Annotated in this window: 19 protein-coding genes; 16 read left to right on the top strand and 3 right to left on the bottom strand. The window is 37.7% G+C overall.

The window, feature by feature from the left end; all coding sequences use genetic code 11:
* The 3 genes from rsxB to QV06_RS02565 all read right to left on the bottom strand — a co-directional run bounded on the left by rsxB (window position 1) and on the right by QV06_RS02565 (window position 1876).
* A complete protein-coding gene (gene rsxB, locus QV06_RS02575; protein ID WP_065236813.1) occupies window positions 1-612 on the bottom strand; it encodes an electron transport complex subunit RsxB in 612 nt (203 codons plus the stop codon).
* Window positions 612-1193: an electron transport complex subunit RsxA gene (rsxA, locus tag QV06_RS02570; RefSeq protein WP_065234975.1), complete on the bottom strand. Its 582-nt coding sequence runs from the start codon at window positions 1191-1193 to the stop codon at window positions 612-614. The genes rsxB and rsxA overlap by 1 nt, the downstream gene beginning before the upstream one ends.
* Before the next feature lie 98 nt (window positions 1194-1291).
* Window positions 1292-1876, bottom strand: a complete 585-nt coding sequence (locus QV06_RS02565; RefSeq protein WP_245174228.1) for a SanA/YdcF family protein — start codon at window positions 1874-1876, stop codon at window positions 1292-1294.
* 334 nt (window positions 1877-2210) lie between these two features.
* Here QV06_RS02565 and rppH point away from each other — a divergent pair, with 334 nt between their 5' ends.
* The 16 genes from rppH (at window position 2211) to QV06_RS02485 (ending at window position 16243) form a co-directional block, all read left to right on the top strand.
* Window positions 2211-2798, top strand: coding sequence for an RNA pyrophosphohydrolase (gene rppH, locus QV06_RS02560; protein WP_065234976.1), 588 nt, complete (start codon window positions 2211-2213; stop codon window positions 2796-2798).
* Window positions 2799-2800: 2 nt separating this feature from the next.
* Window positions 2801-3592 (top strand): sulfite exporter TauE/SafE family protein, encoded by a 792-nt coding sequence (locus tag QV06_RS02555; protein ID WP_065236812.1) that lies wholly within the window; start codon window positions 2801-2803, stop codon window positions 3590-3592.
* Window positions 3593-3615: 23 nt separating this feature from the next.
* Complete coding sequence (lgt, locus tag QV06_RS02550) at window positions 3616-4419, top strand: prolipoprotein diacylglyceryl transferase (RefSeq protein WP_065234978.1); 804 nt, start codon at window positions 3616-3618, stop codon at window positions 4417-4419.
* The gene (locus QV06_RS02545; protein WP_065236811.1) at window positions 4416-5267 is read left to right on the top strand and encodes a thymidylate synthase; all 852 of its coding nucleotides are present in this window, start codon (window positions 4416-4418) and stop codon (window positions 5265-5267) included. The genes lgt and QV06_RS02545 overlap by 4 nt, the downstream gene beginning before the upstream one ends.
* A 348-nt stretch (window positions 5268-5615) precedes the next feature.
* Window positions 5616-6263: a cytochrome c biogenesis heme-transporting ATPase CcmA gene (ccmA, locus tag QV06_RS02540; protein WP_065236810.1), complete on the top strand. Its 648-nt coding sequence runs from the start codon at window positions 5616-5618 to the stop codon at window positions 6261-6263.
* Window positions 6264-6269: 6 nt separating this feature from the next.
* A complete protein-coding gene (ccmB, locus tag QV06_RS02535; RefSeq protein WP_065236809.1) occupies window positions 6270-6932 on the top strand; it encodes a heme exporter protein CcmB in 663 nt (220 codons plus the stop codon).
* A gap of 20 nt (window positions 6933-6952) precedes the next feature.
* The gene (locus QV06_RS02530; RefSeq protein ID WP_065236808.1) at window positions 6953-7690 is read left to right on the top strand and encodes a heme ABC transporter permease; all 738 of its coding nucleotides are present in this window, start codon (window positions 6953-6955) and stop codon (window positions 7688-7690) included.
* A gap of 16 nt (window positions 7691-7706) precedes the next feature.
* Entirely contained in the window at window positions 7707-7919 is a 213-nt protein-coding gene (ccmD, locus tag QV06_RS02525; protein ID WP_065236807.1) for a heme exporter protein CcmD, read from the top strand.
* Complete coding sequence (gene ccmE / locus QV06_RS02520) at window positions 7916-8452, top strand: cytochrome c maturation protein CcmE (protein ID WP_065236806.1); 537 nt, start codon at window positions 7916-7918, stop codon at window positions 8450-8452. Before ccmD ends, ccmE begins: the two co-directional genes overlap by 4 nt.
* A complete protein-coding gene (locus QV06_RS02515; RefSeq protein WP_065236805.1) occupies window positions 8449-10407 on the top strand; it encodes a heme lyase CcmF/NrfE family subunit in 1959 nt (652 codons plus the stop codon). Before ccmE ends, QV06_RS02515 begins: the two co-directional genes overlap by 4 nt.
* Window positions 10400-10966, top strand: a complete 567-nt coding sequence (locus tag QV06_RS02510) for a DsbE family thiol:disulfide interchange protein (RefSeq protein ID WP_065236804.1) — start codon at window positions 10400-10402, stop codon at window positions 10964-10966. Before QV06_RS02515 ends, QV06_RS02510 begins: the two co-directional genes overlap by 8 nt.
* Window positions 10963-11430: a cytochrome c-type biogenesis protein gene (locus QV06_RS02505; protein ID WP_280641922.1), complete on the top strand. Its 468-nt coding sequence runs from the start codon at window positions 10963-10965 to the stop codon at window positions 11428-11430. The genes QV06_RS02510 and QV06_RS02505 overlap by 4 nt, the downstream gene beginning before the upstream one ends.
* The gene (gene ccmI, locus QV06_RS02500; protein ID WP_065236802.1) at window positions 11427-12329 is read left to right on the top strand and encodes a c-type cytochrome biogenesis protein CcmI; all 903 of its coding nucleotides are present in this window, start codon (window positions 11427-11429) and stop codon (window positions 12327-12329) included. The genes QV06_RS02505 and ccmI overlap by 4 nt, the downstream gene beginning before the upstream one ends.
* A gap of 262 nt (window positions 12330-12591) precedes the next feature.
* Window positions 12592-13098: a molybdopterin-guanine dinucleotide biosynthesis protein MobB gene (mobB, locus tag QV06_RS02495; RefSeq protein WP_065236801.1), complete on the top strand. Its 507-nt coding sequence runs from the start codon at window positions 12592-12594 to the stop codon at window positions 13096-13098.
* Window positions 13099-13103: 5 nt separating this feature from the next.
* Window positions 13104-14507, top strand: a complete 1404-nt coding sequence (locus QV06_RS02490; RefSeq protein WP_065236800.1) for a DHA2 family efflux MFS transporter permease subunit — start codon at window positions 13104-13106, stop codon at window positions 14505-14507.
* Window positions 14508-14638: 131 nt separating this feature from the next.
* Window positions 14639-16243 carry an ABC transporter substrate-binding protein gene (locus QV06_RS02485; RefSeq protein WP_065236799.1) on the top strand — a complete coding sequence of 535 codons (1605 nt, stop codon included), beginning with the start codon at window positions 14639-14641 and terminating at the stop codon, window positions 16241-16243.
* Window positions 16244-16380 lie beyond the last annotated feature (137 nt).

Below are 16380 nucleotides of genomic sequence, written 5' to 3'. Positions count from 1 at the left end.
CTAGTTTTTTACCTTAGTTTCCGCAGCAGTCTCTTGCACTTCAACAATAGGGATAATTAGCTTTTGATCATATTTCCAATTCCACGAATCTAAGGTTGGTTTAACTTTTTCCATCGTAATACAGTCGGTTGGACAAGGTGCAACACATAACTCACAACCCGTACAAAGATTAGGAATTACAGTATGTAGCGCTTTATTGGCCCCGATAATGGCATCAACAGGGCAGGCTTGGATACATTTGGTGCAACCAATGCACATCTCTTCATGGATGAAGGCGACTTTAGCAACAGGCTCTTCTTCAAAGACACCTTGTGGTGCTTCAACACCTAATAAATCAGCTAATTTTTCTACTAAAGATTGTCCGCCTGGGACACATTTGGTGATGACATCACCATTAGCAATTGCTTCAGCATAGGGGTGACAACCTGGGTAACCACATTGCCCGCATTGGCTTTGTGGTAGTAAAGCATCAATTTTATCGATAATGGGATCTGATTCGACTTTCAATTTAATAGAGGAAAAGCCAAGAATTGCACCAAAAATTAGTGCTAATAATGCAACACTAATTAAGATCCAGGCATACGGTGATAATGATAACAACCAAGCAGACATCAGACTCTCACTAATCCACTAAAGCCCATAAAGGCGACAGACATTAACCCAGCAGTAATTAAGGCAATAGATGCACCACGAAATGGAAAGGGAACATCAGCTGCTTCGATACGTTCACGCATTGCGGCAAAGAGTACCAAAACTAAAGAAAAACCTAATGCTGCCCCAAAACCATAAATAACGGATTGGATAAAATTATGTGCGAGATTTACATTTAATAATGCAACACCGAGTACCGCACAATTAGTGGTGATTAATGGTAAGAAAATACCTAATAGGCGATAGAGCGTTGGGCTAGTTTTATTAATCACCATTTCAGTAAATTGCACAACAACGGCAATCACCAGGATAAATACCAATGTACGGAGATAGATGGCATTCAGTGGTAATAAAATATAGTGATCCACCAGATAGGCAACAAGAGAAGCCACCGTTAATACAAATGTGGTTGCTAATCCCATACCTACTGCAGTATCAACTTTTTTTGATACCCCCATAAAAGGGCATAACCCAAGGAATTTTACTAGCACAAAGTTATTAATTAGTGCTGTGCTAATAATTAAAAGAATATAACTAATCATTGTCCTATCACCTAAAAATAAGGGTGCTATTATCGTTTTTTCTCAAGCAGAGAACAATAGCTAAATGCTAGTATTTGATCGGTTTTATTGGGAAAAACTTATTGATCATAAGGTGGTAAAATTGGTGGTGGCAAAGGTTCTGGCTTGCCTAAAAAATAAGGCTGCTTACCTAATAGGATATCTAATACCGCTTGTACTCTGGCGAAAAACTCACGAATACGTACCATTGCATATCCCTGCGGATAATCGGCTTCAAAGCAGATCGCATCTAAATCATAGTGTTTGGCAATAAATAAAGCACGTTCACAGTGGAAACGCTGGGTAATAATGGTTAAAGACTGCGCATTAAAAATTTTGTCTGCACGAATAACAGAGTCCAGTGTGCGGAAACCCGCATAATCGAAATACATTGTTTGAGAAGGCACTCCCATTTTGAGGAGGTCTTTAAACATACGTTGTGGTTCATTGTATTGCATAGTCCGATTATCACCACTTAGTAATAAGTAATCTACTTTATGGTGTTTTACTAACTGTTCCGCAGCGGATAGACGGTTATAGTAGAATAAATTTAATGTGTTATTTTTGAAATATTTCGCTGTACCTAATACTAATCCATAAGGGCGATAAGGGAGTTGGTTAATATCATGATAAATTCGATCTCGCACCCAATAACTAATGCCCATATCAATAGAAACTAAGACAACTACGCCGATTGAACATAGAGAAATAAAGATTTTTATTAACTTTTTATAATGCGCACTCCACCATAACTTGCCTAGTGCAAGTATTTTCTGCAAAAAAGGTTTGATAGTGAGTTTGGGCATTTTCTTTCTCTTTTTCATCATAATACGAATTAATGGTAGCACAAATTGAAAGAGAAATCAGATCGCCAGGGGAGAGAAATCTTGTTTTAAAGCCACTATTTCTAGCAATGTGGAACTTGAGAAAAAGCCAATATTATGAAACAATCAACGCCATATTTATCAATGAAATGTTTAATATTTAAGGTTGTCGCTAGTGATCGATTTCGACGGTTATCGTCCTAACGTCGGTATTGTTATTTGTAACCAAAAGGGACAAGTCTTTTGGGCAAAACGTTACAATCAAAATTCTTGGCAATTTCCTCAAGGTGGGATTAATCCACGTGAAACCCCAGAACAGGCAATGTACCGAGAGCTTTTTGAAGAAGTTGGTTTAACCCAAAATGATGTAAAAATTATTTATAGTTCAAAACAGTGGTTGCGTTATAAATTACCTAAACGTCTTATTCGCTTTGATTCTCGACCAGTCTGTATCGGGCAGAAACAACGTTGGTTTTTGCTACAACTCACCAGTCCTGAAAATAAAATCAATGTTAATACAAGTACATCGCCAGAGTTTGATGGATGGCGTTGGGTAAGTTTTTGGTATCCGGTAAGACAAGTCGTATCTTTCAAACGGGATGTATATCGTAAAGTGATGAAGGAATTTGCCTCTGTTTTATTTAATGAGAAAGAGTTAGCTAATCAGGCTAATTCAGTCAATGAAAATAGACGAACTTATACGGAGAAAAAATCAACGTCAGGTAAATACCAAAAACGCCCATTTAATAAAGTAAGGGGTTAAATATGTTCACGGTGTTTTCTATTTGTATCGTTGTCGGAGCATTAGTCGGTTTTCTTGCAGGTCTATTTGGGATTGGTGGTGGGCTGATCATTGTTCCTATTTTAGTGTATTTATTACCAATGGCAGGAGTACCTAATGAGTTAGTGATGTCTTCTGCGTTAGGAACATCTTTCGCAACTATTGTGATAACAGGATTTTCTTCTGCACAACGTCACCACAAATTAGGCAATATCCAATGGGGTGCAGTTAAAATCCTCGCACCTGTGATTATGGTAAGTGTGTTTATTTCAGGATTATTTATTGGCAAATTAGACAAAGCGATTGCCAGTAAAATTTTCGCCTGTTTAGTGGTCTATTTGGCTGCAAAAATGGTGATTTCTATTAAGCCAAGAGAAGTTACCAAAACGCTAACCAAAACAGCGTGTGTAATTGGTGGAGTCTTAATTGGGATTGCGTCTAGTGCAGCGGGAATCGGCGGCGGTGGTTTTATTGTGCCGTTCTTGAATTCTCGTGGGTTAGATATGAGAAAAGCGATAGGTTCATCAGCCTTTTGCGGAATGTTACTAGGTTTGTCTGGTATGTGCAGTTTTATTGTTGGTGGTTGGAATGTCACTAATATGCCAGAATTTTCATTAGGCTATGTTTATTTGCCTGCGGTAGTGGGTATTACATTGACCTCATTTTTCACCTCTAAACTTGGTGCAACAACAACCAATAAATTGCCAGTACCAGTATTAAAACGTTACTTTGCGGCACTTTTGGTTGTGATTGCAATAGATATGTGCTTCAAATAAAAATTAATTAATAAAGGAACGATATGAATACGGAGTTTTTGACTTACCCACAGTTTGATCCTGTTATTTTTTCACTTGGACCGATTGCGTTACGTTGGTATGGCTTAATGTATCTTATTGGTTTCTTATTTGCCCGTTGGCTAGGTATTCGCCGTGTTAAACAAGCGAATAGCGGTTGGACAGTAGATCAATTTGATAATTTACTTTTTAATGGTTTTCTTGGTGTGTTTCTAGGTGGGCGGATTGGTTATGTCCTGTTCTATCAATTTGATCTATTTTTAAGTGATCCAGCCTATTTATTCCGCGTTTGGGAAGGCGGAATGTCTTTCCATGGTGGTTTAATTGGAGTAATCACGGCGATGTGGCTAACTGCAAGAGCGCAAAAACGCCAGTTTTTTGTGGTTGCTGATTTTGTTGCACCATTAATCCCATTCGGTTTAGGGATGGGGCGTATTGGTAATTTTATTAATGATGAATTATGGGGACGCGTAACGGATGTACCTTGGGCGGTACTCTTCCCATCTGGTGGTTATCTTCCTCGCCATCCATCACAACTCTATGAAGCTTTTTTAGAAGGGGTAGTTTTATTTATTATCCTGAATCTATTTATTCGTAAACCACGACCAGCTGCTTCGGTCTCTGGTTTATTTTTATTTTGTTACGGTATATTCCGTTTCATTGTGGAATTTTTCCGTGAACCGGATCCGCAGTTAGGGTTATACTTTGGACACGAAATTTCAATGGGACAGATCCTATCTACCCCAATGATTTTAATTGGTTTAGGGCTAATCTGGTTCGCATATCAACACAAAGGAAAACAACGATGAAAGCATATCTTGAACTGTGTCAGCGTATTATTGATGAAGGACAATGGGTCGAAAATAAACGTACAGGAAAGCGTTGTTTAACAGTGATTAATGCGGACTTAACTTATGATGTGGGGAATAATCAATTTCCATTGATTACCACTCGTAAAAGCTTTTGGAAAGCAGCAATTGCAGAATTATTAGGCTACATCCGTGGTTACCGTAGTGCAGCAGATTTTCGCCGTTTAGGGACAAAAACATGGGATGCAAACGCGAATGAAAATGAAGCTTGGTTGGCTAATCCCTATCGTACTGGGGAAGATGATATGGGACGCGTCTATGGTGTACAAGGACGAGAATGGCGTAAACCTAATGGAGAAAGCGTAGATCAATTAAAGAAAATTGTCGCTAACTTAAGTAAAAAAATTGATGATCGCGGTGAGATCTTAACTTTTTATAATCCAGGGGAAATTGAACAAGGTTGCTTACGTCCATGTATGCACACGCATACTTTCTCACTATTGGGAGATACCCTATATTTGACTAGTTACCAACGTTCTTGTGATGTGCCATTAGGCTTAACTTTTAATCAAGTCCAAGTGTTTACTCTATTAGCGCTGATCGCTCAAATTACTGGGAATAAACCGGGATTAGCATTTCATAAAATTATTAATGCACATATTTATGAAGATCAATTAGATTTAATGCAAAATGTGCAATTAAAACGTGAACCATTACCGTTGCCACAGTTGGAAATTAATCCAGATATTAAAACGTTGGAAGATTTAGAAACCTGGGTAACATTAGAAGATTTTAAAGTTCATAACTATCAATCACATCCGGCAATTAAATACCCATTTTCGGTTTAATTATCATTAAGTCATTCCTCTTTCAGAGATAAAGGGGAATGATGCTTTCAGATTAATTTACGTGAAGCAGCTTAACAAAACCTTAGGTAAAGACTAAGGTTAAGTTGTTATATTTAAGGAATAAATAAATTTAATTACCTACCCTTGCGATAGATCAAAAAAAAGTGAAATGGGTTTTATGGTAAATATTTTTATTTATCAAATACTTACCTCTATTTTCAACTGTTTATTTTGTAATTTTTACTACTAAATGGGTATAAATGAGGTTTAGATAAAAATACCACCTCTTGTCTGCTTATGTTAGAATTCAGCTCCGTTAAATTAATCAAGTCAGCCAGCAGTAAATATATGAATTCAATCAATCAGTTACAGGTAAATGATTTAAGTTGCCAACGAGGAGATCGTATTTTATTTGCTGATCTTAATCTTCAATTTCAAAGTGGTGATTTTGTACAAATTGAAGGTCATAATGGTGTTGGTAAAACGACTTTACTTCGGGCTTTAAGTGGACTTTCTCGTCCGAGAAAAGGCGAAGTTCTTTGGAATAACCAACCGATTTTGCAGCAACAAGATGAATTTAATGCAAATTTGCTATTTTTAGGTCATCAAGCAGGAATTAAACCAGAATTAAGTGCTTGGGAAAATCTTCATTTTTTTCAAAAGACAACAACGAGTCGCCAACAAGCAGAAGTGTTATGGGAAACATTGCAGGTAGTTGGTTTATTAGGTTACGAAGATATTCCAGCCAGTCAGTTGTCTGCTGGGCAGCATAAACGTGTTTCTTTAGCTCGTTTATGGCTTTCGACCGCACCATTATGGATTTTAGACGAACCGTTTAATACGATTGATAAACGTGGTGTACAGGTATTGACGCATTTATTTGAGTTTTATGCAAGTCAAGGTGGTATTGTCATTATTACTAGCCATCAAGATGTACCAAGTGACATTGTGCAAAGAGTGCAATTAGAGAAATATAAATTTATTGAAACAGAATAGAGCAAAATGATTTTTTACGAAATAATCAAACGAGAATTACAGATTGCGATGCGTAAACCCAGTGAGATTTTAAATCCACTGTGTTTTTTTTTAATTGTGATTACGCTTTTTCCGTTGGTTGTTGGACCAGAACCACAATTACTCTCTCGGATTGCTCCCGGTATTGTTTGGGTAGCTGCTTTATTATCTGCTTTACTTTCGTTTGAACGTCTATTTAAAGATGACTATTTAGATGGTTCGTTAGAGCAACTTCTATTATTGCCAATTCCTTTATCGATGACGGCATTAGCGAAAATCTTCTCACATTGGCTATTAACAGGATTTCCGTTGATTTTATTATCACCAATTGCTGGATTATTACTCTCATTAGATATTGAGATATGGTGGGCGTTAGTTCAAACCCTCTTTATTGGTACACCAATTTTAAGTTGCATTGGGGCAGTAGGCGTAGCGTTAACCGTTGGTTTACGTAAAGGCGGCGTATTATTGAGCTTATTGGTGGTGCCATTATTTATTCCAGTTTTAATTTTTACTGCTGCGGTATTAGATTCAGCTGCACTTCATTTAGGTTATGGTGGGCAGTTAGCAATCTTAGCAGCAATGTTGGTGTTGGCTTTAGTAAGTTGTCCGTTTGCGGTTGCTGCAGCACTGAGAGTCAGTTTGCATTAATAAATATAGGGTAAAAGATTATGTGGAAATGGTTGCATCCATACGCAAAACCTGAAACACAATATCGTATTTGTGGAAAGTTAGCTCCGCTGTTTGGAGTTTGTAGTTTGCTGGTATTAATAGTTGCTTTAGTGTGGGGCTTAGCGTTTGCACCAGCTGATTATCAACAAGGAAATAGCTTTCGCATTATGTATATTCATGTACCAACAGCAATTTGGTCAATGGGTATTTATGCTTCAATGGCCGTAGCAGCCCTTGTCGCATTAGTGTGGCAAATTAAACAAGCTAACTTGGCAATGGTCGCCATGGCACCTGTTGGAGCATTATTAACCTTTCTTGCTTTAGTGACAGGTGCTGTATGGGGTAAACCAACTTGGGGAACTTGGTGGGTATGGGATGCTCGCTTAACCTCTGAATTAATTCTGTTATTCCTCTATTTTGGTGTGATTGCGTTATATAGTGCGTTCCAAGATAAAGCAATTGGTGCAAAAGCAGCGGGGATTTTATCCATTGTTGGCGTAATTAATTTGCCGATTATTCATTTCTCTGTGCAGTGGTGGAATACCTTACACCAAGGGGCAAGTATTACTAAGTTTGAGAAACCATCTATTGCAACAGAAATGTTGATCCCACTGTTATTAGCCATTTTAGGCTTTATGTTATTGAGCATTTATTTAAGTATAGTGCGTTATCGTAATGAGCTGCTTAATGCGGATAAGAAACGAGCTTGGGTACAGGCGTTAGCACAAAAAAATTAACAAAAGGAATAATAAAATGACACCATTTTTTGATAGTTGGAGTGCCTTTTGGCAAATGGGACAACACGGTTTTTATGTGTGGCTCTCTTATGGAATTTCATTCGTTGCCATTCTTTTGTTAGTTATTACTAGTCATCGTGGTAAAAAGAAAATTTTGTCAGAAGTGAATAAAGAGATGCAACGCCAACAACGAATTAAACAATATAAGACAATGGAGAACAGTCTATGAACCCACGCCGTAAATCAAGATTGCATTTAGTATTATTTGTGGTAATAGGCATTAGTATTGCTGCTGGGTTAATGTTATATGCATTACGTCAGAATATTGACCTTTTCTATACCCCGAGTGAAGTTATTTATGGCAAAAATAATGATGCAGAACAGAAACCTGAACCGGGCCAACGAATCCGCGTTGGGGGGATGGTTGTAGATGGTTCAGTAGTCCGTGATCCAAATAGTCTAAAGGTGAAATTTAAATTAAATGATATTGGACCGTCAATTGATGTGGAGTATGAGGGAATTTTGCCAGATCTATTCCGTGAGGGACAAGGTATTGTTGCCCAAGGCACCTTAAAAGATCCAACGACTTTAGTGGCTAGTGAAGTATTAGCGAAACATGATGAAAATTATGTACCACCTGAGTTAGGCGAACAGATGAAGAAAGTACATAATCCGATGGGCGTATCAGCTAAAGATCTTACAAGCGAATCTGAGCGTGACAAAATGCAGCTAGAACAACAAAAAACAGAGGAGAAAAAATGATCGCTGAATTAGGGAACTATGCTTTAGCTCTAGCATTAGCGATTGCGATTTTATTGACAATCGTCCCTCTATGGGGAGTACGACAAAATAATCCATTATTAATTGTCTTGGCTAGACCAATGGCATGGGGATTATTTCTGAGCCTATCCTTTGCATTTTTTGGTTTGATGTACTTATTTGCGATCAATGATTTTAGTGTGCAATATGTCGTGAATAACTCAAATAGCCAGCTGCCAATTTATTATCGTTTGTCAGCTGTATGGGGTTCACATGAAGGCTCTCTTCTATTATGGATCTGGTTATTAAGCTGCTGGAGTTTAGCTGTGGCAATTTTTAGCCGTCAGTTACCGCAGGAATCTGTAGCTCGAGTTCTAGCTGTAATGGGAATGATCAGTATTGGCTTTTTAGTCTTTGTGATCTTTGCTTCAAACCCATTTTTACGTACTTTCCCTGACTTTCCGGTTGATGGTAAAGAGTTAAATCCAATGTTGCAGGATATTGGTTTGATTTTCCATCCACCATTATTGTATATGGGGTATGTCGGTTTTTCTGTTGCATTTGCGTTTTCGATTGCTTCCTTAATGAGTGGTAATTTGGATACGGCTTGGGCAAGATGGTCTAGACCTTGGACTTTAGCTGCTTGGTGTTTCCTTACTTTGGGGATCGTATTAGGTTCTTGGTGGGCTTATTATGAACTTGGCTGGGGTGGCTGGTGGTTCTGGGATCCCGTTGAGAACGCTTCATTTATGCCATGGTTAGCAGGAACAGCGTTATTACACTCATTAGCGGTAACCGAGAAACGCGGTAGTTTTAAAGCGTGGACGGTACTTCTAGCGATTTTAGTCTTCTCATTGTGTCTATTAGGAACATTCTTAGTACGTTCAGGCATTTTGGTTTCTGTGCACGCATTTGCATCTGATCCAACACGAGGCTTATTTATTCTTGCTTATTTAGTGGTGGTTATTGGTGGCTCACTCAGTTTATATGCTTATAAAGGTAAAGAGATTCGTTCTCGTGATAACTACCAACGTTATTCCAGAGAGTCTATGTTGTTATTAAATAACGTATTGTTAATGACCGCATTAGCTGTTGTTGTGTTAGGAACGTTATTGCCATTAGTTCATAAGCAGTTAGGCTTAGGATCAATCTCAATTGGTGCGCCGTTCTTTGATCAAATGTTTTTAATTATTATGGTGCCATTCTCGTTGTTGTTGGGAATTGGACCATTAGTGAAATGGCGACGTGATCAATTTTCAGCGATTCGTAAGCCAGTAGTGATTAGTGTTGTCGTGATGGCGCTATTAGGTTTTGCTTTACCATTTGTGATTGCGAATCGTATTACAGTGAGTGTAGTGCTTGGCACAATGATGACCATCATTATTGCCTTATTAAGTTTGTATGAATTACAACAACGTGCTACCCACCGTACTAACTTCTGGCAAGGATTAGGTAAATTATCACGATCACATTGGGGAATGTTCTTAGCACATATTGGCGTTGCAGTGACGGTATTTGGTATTGCATTTAGCCAAAATTTTAGTATTGAGAAAGATGTGCGAATGAATGTGGGCGATAGTGTGAATGTGGCAGGTTATGACTTTAAATTTAGCCAAGTGAAAGAGAGTAATGGACCAAATTATCTCGGTGCTACTGCAGTCATTGAAGTCAGTAATCAGCAAAAATTGATTACAACATTAGCGGCAGAAAAACGTTTTTATCAAGTGAGTCGGATGAGTATGAGTGAAGCTGCTATTGATGGTGGTATTACGAGAGATTTATACGCAGCACTAGGTGAGCGTTTAGATAATGGTGCTTGGGCAGTACGTTTATATTATAAACCGTTTATCCGTTGGATCTGGTTTGGTGGTTTGTTGATGGCTCTCGGTGGTGGATTATGTATGTTTGATCGCCGTTATCGTTTCAGTAAATTAATTAAAGGGGTAAATCATGAATAAAAAATTATATCTTCCTTTAATTATCTTTGGTTTGTTTGTTGTTGTGGCTATGGTTGCGTTGATTCGGAATGCTCAAGGCGATGATCCAAAAGCGTTAGAATCTGCATTAGTCGGAAAAGAAGTTCCATTAACTACAACTGCTGTCGATCTGTTTGATCCTCAAAAACAGTATCAAGTCAGCTTATTTAAACAAGGTAAACCATTATTGCTTAATGTTTGGGCAACATGGTGTCCAACCTGTTATGCGGAGCATCAATATTTAAACCAACTGGCAAAACAAGCCATTACCATTATTGGGATCAACTATAAAGATGATCCTGAAAAAGCAAAAAAATGGCTGAGTGATTTAGGTAATCCTTATCAAGAAGTTATTGATGACCAAAAAGGTAGTTTCGGATTAGATCTTGGTGTATATGGGGCACCAGAAACGTTTGTCATTGATTGCCAAGGTATTATCCGTTATCGCCACGCAGGTGATGTGAATCAGCAAGTTTGGCAAGAAAAATTACAACCTCTCTATCAAAAATATGCCGCGGAGGAAGTATGTTCAGCCAAATAAAGAAACTCTTAATGAGTGTATCTATTTTTATGGTGAGTATCTCCAGTCTTGCGGCAATTGAAGTGCTGCATTTTCGTTCCACAGCAGAGGAGCAAACTTATCATCAATTAACCCAAGAACTACGCTGTCCACAATGTCAGAATAATAATATTGCGGATTCTAATGCATTGGTGGCAACTGATATGCGAGCGAAAGTATTAGAGCTTCTGCAACAAGGGAAAACGAAGCAAGAAATTGTCGATTATATGGTTGCTCGTTATGGGAATTTCGTTACTTATGACCCACCATTAACCGCAGGAACCATAATCTTATGGATTGCACCTGTTGCATTATTGTTGGTTGGTATTGTGATTTTATTACGCAGACGCCAATCTTTACCAATAGAACAAACAGAAGAAGACACTTTGAATGCTGAGCAACAAGCACGTTTGCAACAATTATTAGAGAAGGAAAAAGATCAATGAGTTTTTGGTTAAGTGCATTAGGATTAACGTTAGTTATTGCGTTAATTTGCTTTTTTCCGTTATTACGTAAGGTAAATGTGCAAAAAAGTGTGCAACGAGATTCATTTAATAAAGCCTTTTATTTCGATCGGATTAAAGAGATCGAACAAGCTGCAGAACAAGGCTTATTGGATAATGAACAACAATTAAAAACGGAATTACAACAAACCTTACTAAATGATATTCCAAGTCATGCTGTGCCTCAACAGGAGTCACAACAACGTTTTGGCAAAGTTTGGTTTGTAACTGCTTTTTTATTGTTATTTGCGATTGCTGGAGCAAGTTATTTTGCAGTAGGGTCATGGCGGATGCAAGGTATGCTGGAACAGTCATATCAGAAATTGCCTCAATTATTTGAACGTCTGCAAGATGAACAAAAGAAACCTCTTTCCGATAATGAGTTAGAACAATTTATTGTGGCATTACGTCAGGATTTGCAAAAGAATCCAAATAATGCAGAACGCTGGTGGTTATTAGGGCAAATGGGAATGGCAACTGATAAAGCACAATTAGCGATGGACGCTTATGCTAGAGCTTATCAGCTGATGCCTAATGATCCGACCTATAAATTGGCGTATGCGAGAATTTTGATGTTTTCACAAGATCAAAACGATAATAGCAAAGGACGTACATTGTTATCGGAAGTCATTCGTCAAGATCATACTAATTCAGATGCATTGGGTTTATTAGCGTTTGATAGTTTCCAACGTGATGATTTTAAAATGGCAATTGTCAGTTGGAATATGATGTTACAACTATTACCAAAAGATGATCCAAAACGTGCTTTATTGGAACGTAGTATTGATAATGCACGTCAAGAATTACAACGTCAGGAACAAAGCCAGCAGCCACAGAAATAGTGTGTTGATTTAGATAAATATATATAGAGTAGCCCTTTTTCAATGATGACAAAGGGCTATGTTCACAAACTCTAATATCTCAATAGCTTAAGACTTATCCAATATGTTGACTTTTCTTGCATAGAAAAGTATCCGATTCGCAAAATACAAAATAAGTTGTATTTTATTTATAACCATAGACAAGATGAATAGACTGTTGTAGCTTGTTATTTTTATTGCAAACTCACACAGTGGATATCGCCTATTATCAAAGGAGAAATCTATGATCCCAATGCTCGGTATTACTGGATATAGTGGTACAGGAAAAACGACTTTATTAGAAAAATTGTTGCCACTATTGATTGAACAGGGGGTCCGTACAGCGGTAATTAAGCATACTCACCATAATGTGCAATTTGATAAACCAGGGAAAGATAGTTGGCGAATGAAAGAAGCTGGAGCAGCACAGGTAGTTATCACTTGTGATCAACGCTGGGCAATGATGACTGAAACTGAACAACCAGTAACACTGGATTATTTAGCAAAGCAGTTTGATCCAGAACGGGTTGATTTAATTTTAGTTGAAGGTTTTAAACAGGAACCTATCGCTAAAATTATGTTGCATCGTAAAGAGCTGGATAAAGCGTTACCTGAATTTGATCAGCACATTATTGGCTTAGCTTTAGATTACACATTACCATCAATTTCATTACCAATACTTGATATTAACCAACCACAGCAAATTGCTGATTTTATTGTGAAATTTTATCGCCATTTACAGGAAAAATAATAAATATGGCTTCTGAATTAAGTCAAGAATACTGTGGGCTAGCTTGGATTGCGTCATTTGCATTTTTTATGCAAACCTTAGATGTAACCATTTTGAATACGGCATTGCCAATGATTGCCCATGATCTGCATGAATCACCATTAAATATGCAATTAACGGTGATTAGTTATGCTTTAACAGTGGCGCTATTTATGCCGTTAAGTGGTTGGTTGGCAGATCGTTTTGGAACCTTAACTGTGTTTCGTTATTCTGTTTTACTTTTTGTACTAGGCTCGGTTTTTTGTGCTATATCAGGTAGTTTAGATATTCTGATTTTATCACGTGTTATCCAAGGGATCGGCGGCGCAATGATGATGCCGGTTGCTCGGCTTACTTTAATTAAAGCAGTACCAAAAACAGAATTACTTTCAGCTTGGAATTTAATGGCAATGGCAGGATTGACAGGACCTATTTTAGGACCGTTATTAGGGGGATGGTTAGTCACTTATGCTTCTTGGCATTGGATCTTTTTAATTAATATTCCGGTCGGTTTATTAGGGATTTTCTTTGCCCGTTTTTATATGCCTAATTTAATTGGTGCACAAACTAGCTTTGATCGTGTTGGCTTTATTCTTTTTTCTGGGGGGATTGTATTAGCAACGCTTGGCTTAGATTTCGTGGGTGAAGCCAATAGAGATCGAGAATCAGCAACAATGTTTATTTTAATCGGATTATGTTGTTTAGCTTGTTATGTGTTCTATGCAAAAGGAAAACGTAACGTATTATTCCCGCTTTCAGTGTTTTTTAATCGTACATTTACTCTCAGTATGATCGGGAATTTGTTAATTCGTTTATCGGCTTCTGGTGTACCATTTTTATTACCATTAATGTTGCAAATTGGGTTAGGGTATCCAGCGGATCAAGCTGGGATGTTAATGATTCCTTTAGCAGTAAGCTCAATTATTATGAAACCCATCATTACGCGATTATTGGCTAAGTTTGGCTATAAACGGACGTTAATTAGTGCAAGTGTATTGCTGACCTTTGCGGTCATTGGGTTAGGATTAATTGGTTATAGCCAAAATCTGATTTTTAGTATCCTAATTATTATGTTCTATGGTGCTTGTATTTCAATGATATTCTCGAGTGTGAATACGTTGATGGTGAGTGAATTAAAGGATGATCAGGTAAGTGCGGGGACAACATTATTAAGTATTGTGCAACAAATTGGGATAAGTTTAGGAATTGCTGTTGCTTCGGTGGTACTTAATTTATATCATCACCATGCAGCACAAAATGCGTTGTTGCAAAGTTTTAGTAATACTTTCTTTACCTTGTCTGTTTTTGGTGTGTTATCTATGCTGACATTTATCTGTTTAAGAGCAGATGTTGGTGAGTCAATGCATCATAAAGGCAACACAACAGAATAGTTATGCTATTTAGTTATAATGAACTACTTCTAGTTATTTCATTTTTAAAATTAACTGGCTAAGCTATGTCGCAATAATAAGTGCGTGTTCCGATGGGGACGCATCATTAATGACTACGGGGAGTAACCAAAATGAAGTTTAAACAAGTCTTTGCATTAAGTGCAGCTGCTACAGTGTTGTTAAGTACAGCAAGTTTTGCACAAGCAGAAAAAACATTTATTAACTGTACTAGTCGTTATCCGCAAGGTATTAGTCCAGCATTGGTAATGGATGGAATTTCTTATAATGCCAGCTCACAGCAAGTGTATGACCGTTTAATTAACTTTAAACGTGGTTCAACTGAAATCGAACCGGGCTTAGCGGAAAGTTGGGATATTTCAGCAGATGGTTTAACTTATACATTACATTTGCGTAAAGGGGTAAAATTCCATTCAAGTAAGTTGTTTAAACCAACACGTGATTTTAATGCAGATGATGTTGTGTTCTCATTTATGCGTCAGTTAGATCCTAATCATCCTTATCACAATGTTTCTAAAGGAACTTATCCATATTTTAATGCGATGAAATTCCCGCAATTATTGAAATCAGTGAAGAAATTAGATGATTACACAGTAGAAATTACCCTAACGCGTCAAGATGCAACCTTCTTGCCAACCTTAGGAATGGATTTCCTCTCTATTTATTCTGCTGAATACGCAGATCAAATGATGAGTAAAGGTACACCAGAAAAAATTGATACCGATCCAATTGGAACGGGTCCATTTGTATTCGCAGGGGCGAAATTAGATCAAGCATTACGCTATAAAGCCAACCCAGATTATTGGCAAGGTAAAACACCGATTGATACACTCATTTTTAGTATTACGCCAGATGCAACTGCACGTTATGCGAAATTACAAAAAGGTCAATGCGATATGATCGATTTTCCTAATGCTGCAGATTTAGGCAAAATGAAGAAAGATCCGAAAGTACAATTAGTTTCGCAACCAGGATTAAACGTTGCTTATATTGCCTTTAATACAGAAAAAGCACCATTTGATAATGAAAAAGTGCGTCAAGCATTAAATTATGCTGCTGATAAAGCCGCAATTATTGAATCTGTTTATCAAGGTGCAGGTATTGCAGCGAAGAATCCACTACCGCCAACAATTTGGAGCTATAACGATAGTATTCAAGATTATCCATTTGATTTAGAAAAAGCGAAAAAATTATTAGCGGAAGCTGGTTATCCAAATGGCTTTGAAACAGAACTTTGGGTACAACCTGTGGTACGTGCTTCTAACCCAAATCCACGTCGTACAGCAGAAATTTTACAAAATGACTGGGCGAAAATTGGCGTTAAAGCGAAATTAGTCAGCTATGAATGGGGTGATTATATTAAGCGTACTCGCGCAGGAGAATTTACTGCAGGAATTTATGGCTGGTCTGGGGATAATGGGGATCCAGATAACTTCTTATCACCATTATTAAGTTGTGAAAATGCACATAACGGAAGTAACTATTCACGTTGGTGTAACAAGGATTTTGATGCTTTATTAGCTAAGGCGATTGTGACATCTGATAAGAAAGTGCGTACACCGTTATATGAACAAGCACAAGAGATCTTCCATAAAGCTGTACCTTGGATTCCAGTGGCTCACTCAGTAAGTTATACACCGTTAAGTCCACGTGTACGTAATTATGCACAAAGTCCATTTGGGTATAATGCGTTCTATGGTGTGGATGTTGTAGAGTAATTATGGGATTTAGTATGGAGAAGCGGGCAGTTTGCCCGCTTTTCAGACGTCTAACAAACCTAAAAATAATCACAAATCTTAATAAATGTTTAACGGGTTCCCTCTCACACTTGCCCAAATGTAAATAAGATTTTCAG

It is taken from the genome of Gallibacterium genomosp. 3, assembly GCF_001678475.1.
Lineage (GTDB): Bacteria > Pseudomonadota > Gammaproteobacteria > Enterobacterales > Pasteurellaceae > Gallibacterium > Gallibacterium faecale.
This window is presented reverse-complemented; position numbering and strand designations above follow the sequence as displayed.